At 37.0% G+C, this 17,440-nt stretch carries 11 protein-coding genes; 9 read left to right on the top strand and 2 right to left on the bottom strand.

Annotation, left to right across the window (positions count from 1 at the left end):
- Positions 1-33: 33 nt before the first annotated feature.
- The 3 genes from HWQ43_RS08785 (at position 34) to HWQ43_RS08775 (ending at position 4,646) form a co-directional block, all read left to right on the top strand.
- A complete protein-coding gene (locus tag HWQ43_RS08785; protein ID WP_292732136.1) occupies positions 34-846 on the top strand; it encodes a basic amino acid ABC transporter substrate-binding protein in 813 nt (270 codons plus the stop codon).
- A 280-nt stretch (positions 847-1,126) separates the two neighbouring features.
- Entirely contained in the window at positions 1,127-3,121 is a 1,995-nt protein-coding gene (locus tag HWQ43_RS08780) for a serine/threonine phosphatase (RefSeq protein WP_292732135.1), read from the top strand.
- Between the two features lie 238 nt (positions 3,122-3,359).
- The gene (locus HWQ43_RS08775) at positions 3,360-4,646 is read left to right on the top strand and encodes a protein kinase (RefSeq protein WP_292732134.1); all 1,287 of its coding nucleotides are present in this window, start codon (positions 3,360-3,362) and stop codon (positions 4,644-4,646) included.
- A gap of 87 nt (positions 4,647-4,733) precedes the next feature.
- On the opposite strand, the gene HWQ43_RS08770 is transcribed toward HWQ43_RS08775, so the two are convergent.
- On the bottom strand, positions 4,734-4,952 hold the full coding sequence (locus HWQ43_RS08770; RefSeq protein ID WP_012407469.1) for a DUF4327 family protein: 219 nt from the start codon (positions 4,950-4,952) through the stop codon (positions 4,734-4,736).
- Between the two features lie 910 nt (positions 4,953-5,862).
- Between HWQ43_RS08770 and HWQ43_RS08765 the strand changes: the two genes are divergently transcribed.
- The 6 genes from HWQ43_RS08765 (at position 5,863) to HWQ43_RS08740 (ending at position 15,019) form a co-directional block, all read left to right on the top strand.
- A complete protein-coding gene (locus HWQ43_RS08765; RefSeq protein WP_292732133.1) occupies positions 5,863-6,258 on the top strand; it encodes a tetratricopeptide repeat protein in 396 nt (131 codons plus the stop codon).
- Positions 6,259-6,318: 60 nt separating this feature from the next.
- Positions 6,319-7,608: an ATP-grasp domain-containing protein gene (locus HWQ43_RS08760; RefSeq protein ID WP_292732132.1), complete on the top strand. Its 1,290-nt coding sequence runs from the start codon at positions 6,319-6,321 to the stop codon at positions 7,606-7,608.
- 6 nt (positions 7,609-7,614) lie between these two features.
- On the top strand, positions 7,615-8,163 hold the full coding sequence (locus tag HWQ43_RS08755) for a methyltransferase domain-containing protein (RefSeq protein ID WP_292732131.1): 549 nt from the start codon (positions 7,615-7,617) through the stop codon (positions 8,161-8,163).
- An 11-nt stretch (positions 8,164-8,174) separates the two neighbouring features.
- Complete coding sequence (locus HWQ43_RS08750; RefSeq protein WP_292732130.1) at positions 8,175-9,389, top strand: aminotransferase class I/II-fold pyridoxal phosphate-dependent enzyme; 1,215 nt, start codon at positions 8,175-8,177, stop codon at positions 9,387-9,389.
- Between the two features lie 24 nt (positions 9,390-9,413).
- Complete coding sequence (locus tag HWQ43_RS08745) at positions 9,414-14,255, top strand: glycosyltransferase (protein WP_292732129.1); 4,842 nt, start codon at positions 9,414-9,416, stop codon at positions 14,253-14,255.
- A gap of 131 nt (positions 14,256-14,386) precedes the next feature.
- A complete protein-coding gene (locus HWQ43_RS08740; RefSeq protein ID WP_292732128.1) occupies positions 14,387-15,019 on the top strand; it encodes a transposase in 633 nt (210 codons plus the stop codon).
- Positions 15,020-15,155: 136 nt separating this feature from the next.
- Here the strand turns inward: HWQ43_RS08740 and HWQ43_RS08735 are convergent, their stop codons facing one another.
- Complete coding sequence (locus HWQ43_RS08735; RefSeq protein ID WP_292732127.1) at positions 15,156-17,375, bottom strand: O-linked N-acetylglucosamine transferase, SPINDLY family protein; 2,220 nt, start codon at positions 17,373-17,375, stop codon at positions 15,156-15,158.
- Between the last annotated feature and the right edge of the window lie 65 nt (positions 17,376-17,440).

Genomic DNA, 17,440 nt, shown 5'->3' with positions numbered 1-17,440 from the left:
TATTGTAAATATTGATTGCTAGAACAAATTACTATGGTGAAATTAATTAACTTCAAGTGGCAGCAGCTAATTCTCAGCTTAGGCTGCCTACTACTGATTATTGGCTGTCAGAGTTTATATCCCGCTACTAACCCAGACGCCAAACTTCTCAAGGTGGCCACAGACCCCACCTTTGTCCCTTTTGAATTCCAAACAGCTGACGGTAAGTTAGAAGGTTTTGATATTGATTTGATGAATGCATTGGCGTCGCCCGCCGCAGGCGCTAAAGTAGCAGGTTTTGCAGTCCAGTTTGAAAGTCTGCCCTTTGATGGCATGATCTCGACTTTGCAAGCTAAAAGAGTCGATGCAGCAATTAGCGGAATCACAATTACCGCCGAACGCCTGAAAACAATTGCTTTTTCACGACCTTATTTTAAAGCCGGACTAGCGATCGCTGTCCGCGAAGACAATCAAAATATTAAAGACTTCAATAGTCTCAAAGGCAAAAAAATTGCTGTCCAAATTGGTTCCACTGGGGCAGATTTTGCCAAAACCATCCCCAACGCCAAAATTAGTACTTTTAATTCTGGGCCAGAATTTTTTCAAGACTTACTCAATGGCAACGTTGATGCTGTGGTTAGCGATGCTTTTGCGACTTTGTATGCGATTAAAAATGGCAAACTCAAAGGCATTAAAGTTGTTGCGGATTTGCTTACCCAAGAATACTACGGGATTGCTATGCCCAAGGATTCACCCCATTTGGATGCAATTAACAAAGGTTTAGCAACTTTGTTATCCAATGGCACTTACAAGCAAATTTATCAAAAATGGTTTAAAGTTGAACCTCCACAATTGCCAGACTCTTGACAATTGGGCATTGGGATTAGGGGAGAGGTGACAGGTGACAGGTTATAGAAAATAATCTGTACCCTATAACCTGTAACCTATTCCCTTCTTTATTCCCCATTTCTAAGGAATTGCCTGACAATATATGAAATATTTATCTAATATGCGTCACAATTAATACTGCCACCAAAATTCATTGAGAAACTACAATCTACTGTAGTCAGGGACAGCCAATTGTGGCACCTTGGATTTTAGTAGCTAGAAGCACCTTGGAACGAATGGGAATAAAGGAACTTCCACTATGCTGATTTGCCCTCAGTGTAAATTTGAAAACCCCAATAGCAACAAATTCTGTCAAAACTGTGGCACATCCCTGACTCATAAGGTCTGTCCTGAATGCAGTACCGATGATGTACCTGTGAATGCACTACGTTGTCATAACTGTGACACAGAATGTGGAACAGTGTTTTGGGCAATTATTGCTAAAGAAACGACTGGGGAAGCTTTGAGAGGAGAAGGGGATGTAGGAGATGTGGGAGGTGAGGGAGATGAGCAAGTAATACCTTCCTCATCTCCTCTATCGCCTAGTTCTCAAATGACATTAGGCTCCTATTTAGATTCCCAAGAGCGCTATCAATTGTTAGATCCGCTACCTACTCAAACGGAAACTGCCATTATTGCTGATGTAGGTGTGAGAGTTCTAGACTGCCAGCCGTATCAAATATCACCGATTGAGGCAATCCTAGAAAGTCAGGAATCAGATTTGCTAACACCGTCAGTGGAAACGAGTGAGATTCCTCACCTTGCTAAACTTTATATTGCTTTACAATCCCAAGGTGAGCGGGGGATACCGTCGATTCACGACGCATGGCAGCAAGGTGATATACAGGTATTGATAATCGAAAACCGCTCGGCGTGGCAGCATTTACTCGACCTGTGGCAAGAAGAAACAACCAGTTCGTTAAAAATTCTACACTGGTGTTATGAAATGACCCAGCTTTGGGCAGTATTGGAACCAGTAAATTGTCGTCAAAGCCTTTTAGATTTGTCGAATTTGCGATTGGATGAAGACCAAACGTTGGCACTACAAAGGTTATATGTGGAATCACCGAATACTCAGCCCGCCACGGAGTCGCCAGAAGATGCCCCTCGCCAAACATCTGCTATTCCAGAGGAGCCGTTAACTATCCAAGCTTTAGGAAGAGTTTGGCAAGCACTATTTAGACAGTCGCAACGGACTCAATTTGGCTCTGTAGTTCAGATGTTGGGGGATTTAGAGGTAGGTAAGATTCAGACGATCGCCCAATTGCGATCGCGTTTGGAGGAAATTTCTATTGAACTGGAAGCACTAGGAACTGCAACTTTGCCGCCAATACAGGAGAAAAATACTGCTGTGTCCACTATCCCGCAATCAGATGAGTTAGAAGATATCATTAGCAAAACTGATGATATGCCAACTGTTGTGCTGGCGATGCAGTTAAGCAGCTTAGAAGATGCCGGACGCACAGATGTGGGGCGTCAACGTCATCATAACGAGGACTACTTTGGCATCGAAACCAAAATTCAGAAACTGGAGTTCCCTAGAAGTCGAGTTCTAGAAGGGCATGGTTTGTATATTCTTTGTGATGGTATGGGTGGACACGCTGGCGGCGAGATAGCTAGCGAGTTAGCAGTTAATACCCTACGGCAATACTTTCAAGAACACTGGATTGCCAACCAGCTGCCAACAGAAGATAGCATTCGGGAGGCAGTGTATTTAGCTAATGAGGCGATTTACAAGCTCAATCAACAAGATGCCCGTTCTGGAGTTGGGCGTATGGGTACAACTTTAGTAATGCTTTTAATTCAAGATACTCAAGCAGCAGTTGCTCATGTGGGAGATAGCCGTCTCTATCGCCTGACGCGCAAACAGGGACTAGAACAAGTCACAGTAGATCACGAAGTTGGGCAACGGGAAATTAACCGAGGAGTGGAAGCAAGCATAGCTTACGCCCGTCCAGATGCCTACCAACTTACCCAAGCCTTGGGGCCTCGTGATGAAAACTCGATTAATCCCGACGTAGGCTTTTTCGACATCAACGAAGATACTCTTCTGCTGTTGGCATCGGACGGTCTATCAGATAATGATTTACTAGAAACCCATTGGCAGACTCACTTAGAACCCTTACTTAGTTCTGGTGCTAACTTAGAACGGGGTGTTACAGATTTAATTGATTTGGCAAATCAACACAACGGTCACGACAATATTACTGGTATACTTATTCGGGCAAAAGTACGCCCAAATCTAGAAAGTTAATCATAAATGGGCATAGGGCATAGGGCATGGGGCATGGGGCATGGGGAATAAGAAGAAAGAACAATTACCAATGGGAGCAATGCGAATTAGCTCAAAGCTTTATAAATCAAGCTTGAAAGCCTAATTTACGTATAAGTTTAAGCCCAATCCCCAATACTTCGACTTCGCTCAGTACAAGTGCCTAACGCCCAATGCCCAATGCCCCATTCCCTAATCCATTTATTTTGTAGGTTGTATTGTGGTTAGCCTGACCCTGTTAGAACCGCAACAGAAAACGCCCCTCCAGCAGTGGTGCTTTGAGAACTCCTCCATAATTCGGATTGGTCGAGCGGCAGATAATCACGTTGTTTTAAATGATAGTTTAGTTTCGCGGCATCATCTAGAACTAAGAAAAGTCGGTGACGCTAGCAATGGCCATGCTTGGCATCTGATTAGTCAGGGTACAAATGGGACTTTTCTCAACGGTATCCTTGTACTTCAGAGTCCGTTACCAGATAATTCCCTTTTGCAATTGGCACAGGGAGGCCCAATACTGCAATTCCAAATTCAGGAGGTAACAGTATTGGAAACTGGTTTGCGATCACAGCAACAAATACAAGGGGCAGAAGAAAACGCCGCCGAGACACTTTACTCAGCAAAAAACCCGGCAAATTCATCCTCTACTTGCACGCACGAAGGCAACTCTCCAAACAATCTATTTTGCATCCACTGCGGTCAACCTCTCTCAGTCCAACAGAGAATTCGCCATTATCAGGTGTTGCGAACTCTCGGACAAGGAGGTATGGGTACTACCTATCTTGCTTGGGATGAGGCTGGTCTGATTGCGGGTATGCCACAACTGTTGGTGTTGAAGCAAATGAATGCTGATATGCTGAAAATTGTCAAAGCTCAAGAGTTATTTGAGCGAGAGGCGCATACTCTCAAATCTCTTAACCATCCTGGAATTCCCAAGTATTATGACTTCTTTGTAGAAGGCGAAAAAAAATACTTGGCAATGGAATTAATCCACGGACAAGATTTGGAGAAACGGGTCTATACCACTGGCCCAGTGACACCAAACCAAGCGATCGCTTGGATGATCCAAACCTGCGATATTTTAGACTATCTTCATAGCCAAAGCCCTCCACTGATTCACCGCGATATTAAACCCGCCAATTTAATGGTGCGAAGTTCAGAAAATCGCATCGTGGTGCTAGATTTTGGTGCAGTTAAAGAAATTGGCACAGCGCCCGGTACTCGAATTGGTGCAGAAGGTTACTGCGCTCCCGAACAAGAACGAGGACAACCTTTGACTCAATCTGATTTGTATGCAATTGGCCCAACGCTGATTTTTCTGCTCACAGGTGAAAACCCGTTCAAGTATTACCGCCAACGAGGGCGAAACTTCAGGTTTGATGTGGCAAAAGTTCCCACCATTAGTTCCCAATTAAGAGATGTTATTGATCGCGTTACAGAACCATTGCCACGCGATCGCTATCAAAATGCAAAGGAATTGGCTGCGGCTTTAGCTGCCTGTAAAGTCTAGAGAGTCGGGAGTGTGTAGAGACGCGATTAATCATCGCGTCTAGGGAGTGGTGAATATTAAAAATTCCCATCCCCTATTCCCTATTCCCTACTCCTCATCCCAAGTTTCTACAGCTAGCAATTCACTAACTGGGTCTTGCATACTAAAGCCAAAGTCAAGCAATTCTTGTTTCCAGTGCTGCCATTCATTACCATAGAGCAGAGCGATTTTCCAGATGCTATCGCTTGGCTTGATAATATTCGATTCTATGAGTGATTGCACGTTGCGCTGCAATTTCACCATTGGGTGAATCACTTGCTGAGTCATAACCTCGATTGAATTCTGATTTTGTGGGTAAATGCTTAATTAAAACTGCTTTCCATTCTGCAATTGTTGCTGGCCCGTAGAGTGGTGTAATTTGGTAAAGCTAGTCTTAACTTTTTAACTATACCATAACAAACTCTACTAAGTTACTGGTAAATTCGGTTTTGTACGGTAATTACCACCAGAAAATCCTAATTTTACCAAGCAATCCTTAAACTTTTTGCAGAAGCCAGACAAAAATATAGGCAGAAGGGGTAAGGGATATTTATATTTTCCCTTTTTCCTTTAACCTTTGCCCCTTTTGTTTTTCCTGTTTATCTCTACCTTTTTTTCACAAGGGTGCAACACTACCTTTCGTAAGATATCTATTGTGGACGCCGAGCAGAATAATTAGTCCTCAAGGAAGTTCCACTAAGTAGTGTGACTGAGGACTACTGGGAAAATTCTGTTTGTTTAAATTAGGGAAAATATGCTTGCTTGTTGAAGAAGCTATAGGATACGAGCTAGTTTGAAAGTTGATGACTGACAGGGAAATTTGCAATTGAGTAGAGATATCTACTCTTTCTGTTGATTTAAATGTTATTTACAATATCGCAAACATCTGGCTTTAGGTAAAATAATTGCAAATCTTTATATAGTTTTAATATTTTGCTCAGATAATTAAGACCTGTTAGGGCGCAGGGTAGGGTTTTGCTTTGAGCTATGGGAGCGATGCCTACGGCGGTAAACTACGCATGGCAAAATTGCTGGTATAACATGGGTTAAACATAAATTCCTCCATCTTCAGAGTCAATATTTGAAGTTTGTGTAAAAAATTTTTAGCGAGGATGTTAGTTTCTGTTGAACAGATGGGTATCCTCAGAACGGGAGGCTTGCTGATACCTAAGTATTTACCGCAGCAAGTATGTGAGGCATGGCTAGTTCAGACGAAGAATACCTAATTTCCCGCAAAAAGCAGATTCAGCGGCGACAAAAGATTGTCACGATAGTGTCGATGTTCTCGTTTTTTGGTTCTACGGTATTTGCAGTTATTCCGGCAATTCAACAGGCTACTCAACCTAAGCCAGCAACTGCGTCTGCTTCTCCTGAGTCAGGATTACAGCAACAAGCGCGGGGCTACGAGTTGGTTTTACAACGGGAACCAGAAAACCAACTTGCTTTAGAGAAACTGTCTGTGCTGCGGTTGCAATTGAAGGATACGAAAGGTGCGATGGAACTTTTGGAGAAGCTGGTAAAATTGCGCCCTGATCGGCAAGATTACAAAGTTGTATTAGAGAACATTAAGAAGCAAGAGGGAAAGGAGAAGTAAATGGCGATCGCTAAATTCAAAATATTTTCAGATTACTGATTACTGATTTATTTAAAACTAATGAAATTATATAAAGTTTTAGTATTTCCAGGAGGAACAGAAATAGGTTTAGAGATTTACAATGCCTTATGTAGTTGCAAAGATATTCAACTATATTCTGCGGGTCTTGATGTGTCAAATCATGCACCATACGTATTTAAGAATCACTTCAATATTCCAAGTATTCATGATCCTGCATGGATAGACAGTTTAAATAAAATAATCATTGAGAATAATATAGATTATATTTTTCCAGCTTACGATGACATAGTAATTTCTTTAGCTATAAATGCAGAAAAAATTAAAGCTAAAATTATTAGTTCTCCTTTAGAAACTTGTTTAATTACTAGATATAAATCTAAAACATATGCGATGTTTTCTACAAATATTCCGATTCCAAAGATATATCGGAGTCTAGACGAAATAGACTATTTTCCTGTATTTATTAAACCTGATAAAGGTCAGGGTTCTAAAGATACACATATTGTTGACAACAAACAACATCTTTCTGTACTTCTGTCTAAAAATCAAGAATATATTATTACTGAATACCTTCCTGGTGATGAGTATACAATTGATTGTTTCTCTCATCGTCATACAGGATTAATATTTTGTAGAGGTAGACAAAGAATTAGAACAAAAAGCGGAATTTCTATGAATAGTCGTTCTACTAACAATAGTAGTAACGAAATTTTTTTTAATTATGCTAAGTTAATTTCAGAGAAGCTAACTTTTTATGGAGCTTGGTTTTTTCAATTGAAGAAAGATAAAGATGGAAATTATAAACTTTTAGAAATTGCTCCTCGAATAGCAGGATCTATGGCTTTTCATAGAGTACAGGGAATAAATTTTTCGTTACTTAGCATATATGAGCAGGAAAATATTCCCATCGAAGTTATCACTAACAAATTTGATGTGGAGCTAGATAGAGCATTAATAAATCGATATAAACACAATATAGAATATAAAACAGTATATGTTGATTTAGATGACACTTTAGTTATAAATGGAAAGCTTAATCTAAGTCTTATACAGTTTTTATATCAATGCATTAATAATGACAAAAAACTTATTTTATTAACAAAACATACAGGCGATGTTAATAATTTCCTCGAAAAATATCGTATTAAATGCATTTTTGATAGCATTATTCAAATTGATAAATCAGCATATAAAGCAAATTATATTCTTGAAAAAAATGCCATTTTTATTGACGATAGCTTCAATGAGCGTAAATCTGTTAATACTAAGCTAAGTATTCCTACTTTTGATTCTAGTATGATTGAACTGCTTTTAGATTACAAAGGTTAGCCAATAATGTCAGATATTATAGTTAGTCAAATGGATATCGATCATCTGAAAATTATCCGTCAAAGCATAATTGATTTTATGATATATGTTGCTAAACATTATGCTAATAAACCAGGCATTTTATTAGATATTGCTCCTCAAATTTACGAAGGAGCTAAACCTTTTTTTTTACAATCAATAAAAATTGAAACATTTGATATAAATCCGGCTTCTGGTTGTACATATATTGGTGATATATGTACATACAATAATTGCTTAAAAAATGACATTTTTGATTATATAGTTTGTACTGAAGTTTTAGAACATACTCTCCAGCCTTTTAATGCAGTAGCAGAAATTTGGCGAATTCTTAAGCCAGGAGGAATAATATTTTTGAGCGTTCCCTTTAACTTAAGGATACATGGACCACTACCAGATTGTTGGCGTTTTACAGAACACGGATTACGGGTTTTATTAAAAGATTTTTCTATATTAGAGTTGAATAATATTGAAACATTAGAGCGGCAATTAATGCCAGTACACTACACAGTAGTGGCACAAAAATTAAGTAAATAAAATCATAAATTATGAACCATTTCAAACCAAATTTACAATATTTAGCTATTTTTAGTGGGACACCCACATTCACTGAGAAATTACACGTTGGTCGTCCTAATATTGGAAACCGTGAACACCTACTTAATCGCATCAATGACATCTTAGATAAAAGATGGCTAACGAACAATGGGCCTTATGTACAAGAATTTGAGCAACGCATTGCTGAATTTGTCGGAGTAAAGCATTGTATTGCTAGCTGTAACGCTACAGTAGCATTAGAAATAGCTATCCGCGCTGCGGGTTTAAAAGGTGAAGTTATTGTCCCTTCTTTTACCTTTATTGCAACTGCACACGCCCTACAATGGCAAGAAATTACCCCTGTATTTTGTGATATTGATCCTAAAACACACAACATTGATCCAAAACAAATAGAGCAATTAATAACTCCACGCACTACAGGCATTATTGGCGTTCATTTGTGGGGTCGTCCTTGTAATGTGGAGGTTTTAAGTAAAATTGCTCGTACCCACAACTTAAAATTAATGTTTGATGCAGCTCATGCTTTCGGCTGTTCACATCAAAGACGTATGATTGGTAGCTTTGGAGATGCAGAAGTTTTTAGCTTTCACGCTACTAAATTTTTGAACACATTTGAGGGCGGAGCAATTGTGACTAATGATGATGAATTAGCCGCAAAAATTCGCCTGATGACTAACTTTGGTTTTGCGGGTCTCGATAACGTTATCTATATTGGTACAAACGGAAAAATGCATGAGACATCAGCGGCAATGGGCTTGACAGGACTTGAAAGTTTAGAAGAGTTTGTTGCTATCAATTATTGTAATTACCAACAATATGAACAAGAATTGCAGAATATTCCTGGACTAAAGCTTATTACTTATGACAAAACACAAAAATGTAATTATCAGTATATTATTTTAGAAATTGATGAAAATGATTTTGGTATAAGCCGAGATTATTTAGTTGAAATATTACAGGCTGAAAATGTTATTGCTCGAAGGTACTTCTATCCAGGTTGCCATAATATGGAACCTTATCGTTCTTATTTTCCTCATAATAAGCTATTGCTACCTGAAACTGAAAAACTTGCCAAACGAGTACTCTGCCTACCAACAGGCACGGCATTAAAACCAGAAGATATTAGCAAAATTTGTCAAATTATCAAGTTAGTCGTCGCAAATAGTTGCGAACTTTCCAAAGTCCAATTTTATTCACATATCTGAAATTTATATATTAAAGGTAAAAGCATGAAAGTAAGTATTTTAATGATTACGTATAACCATGAAAATTATATTGCCCAGGCAATCGAAAGTATTTTAATGCAGCAAACTAATTTTGAATATGAAGTTGTTATAGGGGAAGATTGTTCCACAGATAATACACGCCAAATTATTATTGATTACCAAAATAAGTATCCCGAAAGAATTCGGTTGTTATTGCCTGATAAAAATCTTGGTATGCACAAAAACTTTATCCATACGTTGCAAGCTTGCCAAGGTCAGTATATCGCAATTTTAGAAGGTGATGATTACTGGACTTCTAGCGAAAAATTACAAAAACAAGTAGATTTTTTAGATAAAAACCTAGACTTTGCTATATGTTTTCACAATGTATTAGTATTTTGGCAAGATAATAGTTATTCACCTGCAATTTTTTTACACAATCAGCCAAAAACGTCTACTATAGAAAATTTGTTAATAAACAATTTTATTTCTACTCCTTCAGTCATGTATCGTGCTGGTTTAGTACAAAAATTTCCTGATTGGTTTTATGAACAAAGTATGGGAGATTGGACTTTCCATATCTTAAATGCACAGCATGGAAAAATTGGATATATTGATGAAGTGATGTCAGCATATAGGATTCATTCAAAAGGAGTATGGTCTGGTAAAAGCCGAGAATACCAAATAAAAGAAACTATTAGAATGCTTGATACTATAAAATATGATTTTAATTCTCAATATCAAGCAATTATAAATACATCAATAAAATTCTATTCTCAACAATTATCTAGTGTATTAAAGGATGAAGAACTAATTAATTCTTCATCCGTTGATTTAAAAGAACATTTACAATTAAGAAGTACCAACTTAATTATTTTTCCAGATTGGAATCAGTCGGATGAATTATTATGTAAAAATTTAGCAAATCTTATTAAAGGATTAAACAGTCATATTAATAAGCATGAAATAACTTTACTGATATGTACTAATAATATCAGTGAAGAAAATGCAAGCCTGTATATATCTACTATCCTTATGAATCTTTATATGGAGGAAGAAATAGAAATAAGTGAGGAAGTACAAATTTCTTTTACCGGGAATCTAAGTCAAATAAAATGGCGAAACCTTATACCTCTTATTACAGGAAAAATAATTTTTAATGGAGAAGATAAACAAGCAATTTATTCATCTGGATTAGAAAAAATTCCGGCTTTAATCTGGGAAGATTTTAGTAATAAACATTTAATTTTATCTAGTTTTGATAAACCTTATAAATTAAATATCGGGTGCGGACATATCAAATTTGATAATTGGATAAATATAGATAAAGATAAAGATAAAAAGGCTGTTGATTTAGTTTGTAACGCTGCACAAAAACTTCCTTTTGATGATGATTCTTGTGCATTGATATATAATGAGCATTTTTTAGAGCATTTGACAGTTGAAGAAGCTATATTTTTTCTACATGAGTGTTACCGGGTTTTACAGCCAGGGGGAATCTTACGTATAGCTATGCCTTCTTTAGAGTATGTTGTGCAGAAATACAATTCTGAAGAGTGGCAAAATCAAGAATGGTTGAATTGGCCAGAATTCAAGTTTATTAAAACTCGTGCTGAAATGCTAAATATTTCTTTTCGTTGGTGGGGCCATCAATGGCTTTACGATCGAGAAGAGTTAAATCGTAGACTTTTTGAAACAGGTTATACAAATATTAAGGATGTTGCATGGGGATTGAGTGATATACCTGAACTAAGGAATCGTGAAACTAGAGCAGATTCATTGCTTATATATGAAGCTCAATTACCAAATCAGAATAAATTAAAGAAATCACAGAAACAAACTGTTTACAATAGAACTAACTTCTTACAAGGTCAGCCGTTAGTTAGTATTTGTATTCCTACTTACAATGGTGAAAATTTTGTTGCAGAAGCTATTAATAGTGTTTTATGCCAAACTTATCCAAATATAGAAATTATTTTATCTGATGATAATTCTACTGACAAGACTGTTGAGATTGCTAAATCATTTAATCAAAAATTATCCTTTCATTTTTCGATTATTGAGCATAGTCAGTATGGACTAGCTCACAATTGGAATTTTTGTATTTCTCAAGCTAAAGGCAAATATATAAAGTTTTTATTTCAAGATGATTTACTAGAGCCAACAGCTATTGAAGAAATGGTTAATTTGGCTGAACAAGATGAAAAAATAGGTTTAGTCTTTTCGCCAAGAAGACTTTTCACTAATACTGGCAATACCATCTATGATTCAAACTTTTTAATGCATCACGAAGCCAAGGATGTACACAAAGCTTGGTCAACATTAAAACTGATTCAATCAGGACAGCAACTTTTGCTAGATCCAAATATACTTGACAATCCAATTAATAAAATTGGAGAGCCAAGCACAGTCCTCATTAGAAAAGATGTTTTTGAAAAAGTAGGATTATTTAATTCTGAATTTTGTCAACTTGTGGATTTAGAAATGTGGCTCAGAATTATGAGCCAATATAAAATCGGTTTTGTTGACAAAGTTTTATCCCATTTTAGGATACATCCACAACAACAAACTCGTCGAAATGTTGCTTTAAAACATGCTATTTTATTAGATTATCAAAAATTGTTTCAGACAATTTATAGTGATACACGATATCCTGAAGCAACGAGACAACAAGCTCTTTATAGATATGCAACTTTAAGTGAACAAAATGCAGAATTGCATCAGTTGCGAAAACAAATAGCAGAAGAATGTCTGAATGTCTTAGATGAGCAGATAACAAATATGTATGTAGGTCTGCTAGGTAAAACACATCAGATGTTAATGAATAGTAGCATCAAATATGAAAGTCTTACTAATGAAGAACAGATTTTTGCTGATGATATAGTTAAAAGTATATCTCAAGGTTTTGAGCAGCCAAAAGCAATTCAGAATTTACTAGCAGCTATGCTGTATTACCGTGCTGACCAATTACCATTACAGCATGACCTCTCTCGCATACCATGTTGGTTACTTAAAGACTATTTACAATTCTTATTTTCTACCCCAGTTAACTTTCAAGAACTGGGTGATGCCAATAATTATTATTACTATATAGAGGGATGGGTTGATTACATATATACATCGATACTCAAAGATTCTGATTCTCAATTGTGGCATGAAATAATTAATAGTTTTGTACCCATTGCTAATTTCATTCCCCTATATTTTAATGAGCATAATCTTAAAGATATCTATGTTAAACGTGGAGAGATTATAGAGTTTTTACTGAAGCTTAAAGGTTATGAAGTAGATTACGAATTTGCTGATAGACCTATAACTAGAAAAAAAATTCGCTTGGGTGTCCTAGCAACACATTTTTTACCTGGTTCGGAAACATTTGCTTATCTTCCTGTTTATGAGTATATCAGTAGAGATTTTGAAGTAGTTTTGTACTCTCTTAATCAAACTGGTCATCAATTAGAGCAATATTGTCAAAGCTGTGCAAACTTCTTTAAACTACTACCACAAAATTTAGAAGAACAGGTAAATATTATTCGTGCTGATGATCTCGATATATTATTTATTGCTACCAATGTGACGGCAGTAACCAATCAAATCTGCTTCTTATCAATGCATCGATTAGCCAGAATACAAATCACAAGTGGCGGTTCTGTGGTGACAACAGGAATGCGGCACATAGATTATTACATTTCTGGTACGCTAACCGATCCATCGCCAACGGCACAACAGCAATATCAAGAAAAGTTAGTGAAACTTGAAGGAACTGCTCATTGCTTTAGTTATGGTAATGAAGAAGAAAATGTAACCGTCAAAGTTGATCGAGAAAGTTTGGGTATATCCACAGAAACAGTTATTTTTATCTCTGGTGCTAACTTATTTAAAATCATCCCTGAACTAATTAATACTTGGGCAAAAATAATTTCTGGAGTTCCCAACTCTGTTTTAGTGCTTCTGCCATTTGGCCCGAATTGGTCAAACAATTATCCTAAGAAAGCTTTTGTAAATCACTTAATTAAAGTATTTTCAAAGCATGGAATACGAGCAGAACAATTAATAGTTTTAGATCCTCAGCCAGTACCAAAGCGCGAAGAAGTTAAAGAATACTTTAAAATTGCCGATGTTTATCTAGATTCTTTTCCATTTGCTGGAACAACTTCTTTGATAGAACCACTACAGGTTAATTTACCAGTAATTGCTAGACAGGGAACTAATTTTCGCTCTGCAATGGGGGCTGCAATGGTGCAAGCACTCGATGTACCTGGTTTAGTTGCAGATAGTGAAGAGTCTTATATACAATTAGCAGTTGCACTCGGCAATAACCCTAAATTACGTCAAAAAAAGAGCGCCCAAATCAAGGAAAAAATGCAAGCTAATCCTAGTTTTCTAGATAGCCGCGCTTACTCAGCTAAAATAGGCAGCCTTTTCCAACAACTATTTAGTAAATATCTTGCAGATACTCTGAGTCAAAATTTTCGCTTAGGAGATATTAACTTAATCATTTTCCCAGACTGGTTACAGCCAGAAGACCTACTATATCAAGATTTAGCGAGTGTCATTTCTACTCTCACTACTCACCCAGATAAAAGTAGCTTAACTCTCCTGATAGATACTCAAAATATTTCTGAGGAAGAAGCCGATATGCTTTTATCGTCTTTGACCATGAATCTGCTCATGGAAGATGATGTCGATATAACTGAAGGCCCAGAAATTTCTCTGCTTAGTAAGATGAGTGATACACAATGGAAAACTCTTTTGCCTAGAATTAATACTCGAATTGCTTTAGCAACAGATAATCAATCTGCGATCGCACAAGCGAAAGCAGAAAATCTCCCCTTATGCGATGTAGATAGCTTGATCGCATCTTAAGAAGCCCTTTATAAATAAGTTTGTAGTAAGCACTTCAGTGCTTAAATTTATCATTTCAGAGGAGGAGGACTAAAGTCCCCACTACGAACTTCTGAATTGTTTGTAGTAAGCACTTTAGTGCTTAAAAATATATGTATGAATATCGCAAACTCACAACAGAACAAAAAGCTGAACTAGTTAAATGTCGCTTAAGCCAGGGTCATCCACCCCACTCTCCACCACATCCTGTACAAGATAAGCAATTTTATCTCTTAACAGCAGCTTGTTACGAGCATCAGTGTCATATACACACTGAATCTCGTCGTCAGCAACTGCTAAATATGATTTTTGATAGGTTTGGTGTGAGTGCAAATGAAGATAGGAGCGCTGAAGCGCTCACTACAAACTTAAGAATATGTGCTTGGGTTGTTTTGCCTAATCACTATCATTTACTGGTTGATGTGGAAAATTTTGATGTATTAGGTGACTTGTTTCGCAGAATACATGGTGCGCTTTCTCGCCAGTGGAATATAGAAGACAATGTAACTAAAAGAAAAATTTGGTATCGTTGGAGCGATCGCGCTATTCGTTCGGAAAGACATTACTATACAACTGTTAACTATATTCATTACAACCCAGTTAAACACGGTTTAGTCAAATCTCCTTACGACTGGGTTGAAAGTAGTGTTCACTGGTATTTACAAGCTTGTGGACGGCAATGGTTGCGTGATTGTTGGACTCAGTATCCAGTTCAAGATTATGGCAAAGATTGGGATAATTTTTAATGTTGGTAGTAAGGACTTTAGTCCTTATTTTCTAAGCACTGAAGTGCTTACTACGAACCCTCAAAACTAGCTTGACAAAGTTCTAAGCCCTTATTAATATTTAATTTGAGGGTTAAAACCCTCACTCACTACGAGCTTATTTCCCCTCAATATACCTTTGCCACATCTGTTCGTAAGCCTTCTCCATCTCACGGGTAAATTGCTTGCCATTCCACAACGGGGCTGTTTGCCGCGATGCTTTCAGCTTCAGAGCGACTTGCTGACGTAAAGCCTCATCTTTGCCCAAGCGCACACCCCATTCTATATACTCTTCATCTGTCCAGGCAATACCTTCTGTGATACCCGCATTTATCATCATGGTGTAGCTGTTACGCGCTGCAAATTGTTCACCGACTCGCGTCACCAAGGGAATACCCATCCACAATGTTTCTAAGGTTGTTGTCGCTCCGTTGTAGGGAAATGTATCTAATACAATATCAGCAATGCCTAAATTAGCACGATGAACTGACTCTGAAAAAACTTGTGGTAGAAATCGTAACCGAGAACAATCTACACCTTCTTCTTCGGCAATTTGGTAAAAGAAGCGTTTAATTGTTTCCTCCTCAGCAGGCCCCTTAATCAAAAAGTAGCTGTTAGGTACTTGTTTAATAATTTGCATTTGCCACTTTGTCGTTTGTGGATGGCGCTTATATCCTCTTTGGGCGCTAAGATAGACAACGGCATCCATAGGAATATCCAAATCATCGCGGCGGAGAGTTGGTACACCAACTTCAAAACCATCTACTGCTATGTAAGTTTGGGGTAATCGCCAGATTTTTTCTGTATAGTAATCTTGTGCATCATTTGGTAGTACATAAGGATCTGCGATAAAGTAATCAATTGCAGGTATGCCTGATGCATCCCATCCCAGCCAAGTAACTTGAATTGGTGCTGGCTTGAGTGCCATCACTTCACTAGTAATATCTAGAGTGATGCTATCAAGGTCAATTAAAATATCAATTTCATCTTGATATATCTGGTCAGCAATTTCTAGACCATTCATACCTAATTGACGAGCTTTTCCTGCCTGGCTTAAATACCACTCTTGAAGATAGTCATTAACTAATGTGTAGTTAACAAAATAAGTATGAATATCAAATTTCTCTCGATTCTGATGTTGAAATAACCAGCGAGCTAGCCAACCAACAGAATGGCTCCTGAAAGCGTAAGATATATAACCAATTTTTAATTTCTTTGGATGGTGTATTAAAGATTGATTATTAATAATTTTACGAGTATAATTTTTTCCTTCTGATTGGGCAAAAGCTTGAATATAATTATTAAAAATACCAGCTACTTTATTATGAATATCTCGGAAATTAGCAGGAGCATCTTTAATGTGAGGTATTGCAAAAGATGGCGAAAGCAGCCGTAATATTCTTGCTTCTTCTAAAGGAATTGGTTGGGTTTGGATAAACTGTATATAAACAGTTTCCAGTTCTTGATAAGTTGTACATATCTCTTGCCAATATCCCCCTGCTGACATTAGGCCCCTTAGTACCAAATGGAGTGCAAAAATTTTATCAGCCAAGCCTTCTGATAAGGAATAACACAACCTAGCTGTCTCTATGCCTTGAGAATAATTACGAGCATTTTGATAAAAAGTCGCTAAGTGTCGCAAAACTTCTACATTATCTGGCTCCAGTCGCAAATGAAATTCTAGAAGAGATGATGCTAGTACAGGCTTTAGTAAAGTATGGCCAATTTCTAAAGCAGCAGGAAGCAGTATAGAGAAGCATTGATGAGGATTAGAGAAATAAGGCAGACTAGCTTCTATTAAATTCAGATTATCTGGATGTAAAGGAATAGTATTTAAAAATTCTTTTAAAAGTTGAATTAATAATTCGATATCAATTTCTATATCTTCTTTTGCTTTTAAGCTTTCAATTAATCCCCACTCATTCAAATTATCAATTTCTTCAAATTTTTGCAATTTGAGAGAAAGCGTAAGAATTTGAAGCAAATTATTGAGATAACTAGGATTAATTTCCCGCATGTGCTGGCGAATTAACCAAGCTAAAGAATATTGCGTAAGTGTTTCGCGTCTTTCAGCTTCTATTTGTAAAAATTGAAACAGTTCATTTGTCCAAATTTGTAATTGTTCTTCATCTGCCTCTGTCATTGGCAGCATCCAAGTCATTTGAGCTTCTATTTCTTGCCCTTGTAATAGTAATAGTAGTCCTAAATGCCAATAATAAGAAATAGTATTTGGTTCTACTGCTATTGCTTGTTCATATAACTGTGCTGCTTGCAGATAGTTTTCTTTAATAAAGTATTGTTCAGCTTGATTTTGCCAATTATATATATCAGTAACCATTGAGATTCTCATAGAATAAGGTATGGCCATCTAATTGTGAATAAACCAAAAAAATAAAATAAAGT

Origin of the sequence: Nostoc sp. JL31 (assembly GCF_017114965.1) — a bacterium.
GTDB classification, from domain to species: domain Bacteria; phylum Cyanobacteriota; class Cyanobacteriia; order Cyanobacteriales; family Nostocaceae; genus Nostoc; species Nostoc punctiforme_A.
Note: the sequence above shows the minus strand (reverse complement) of the source record. Positions and strands in the feature narration are given on the sequence as shown.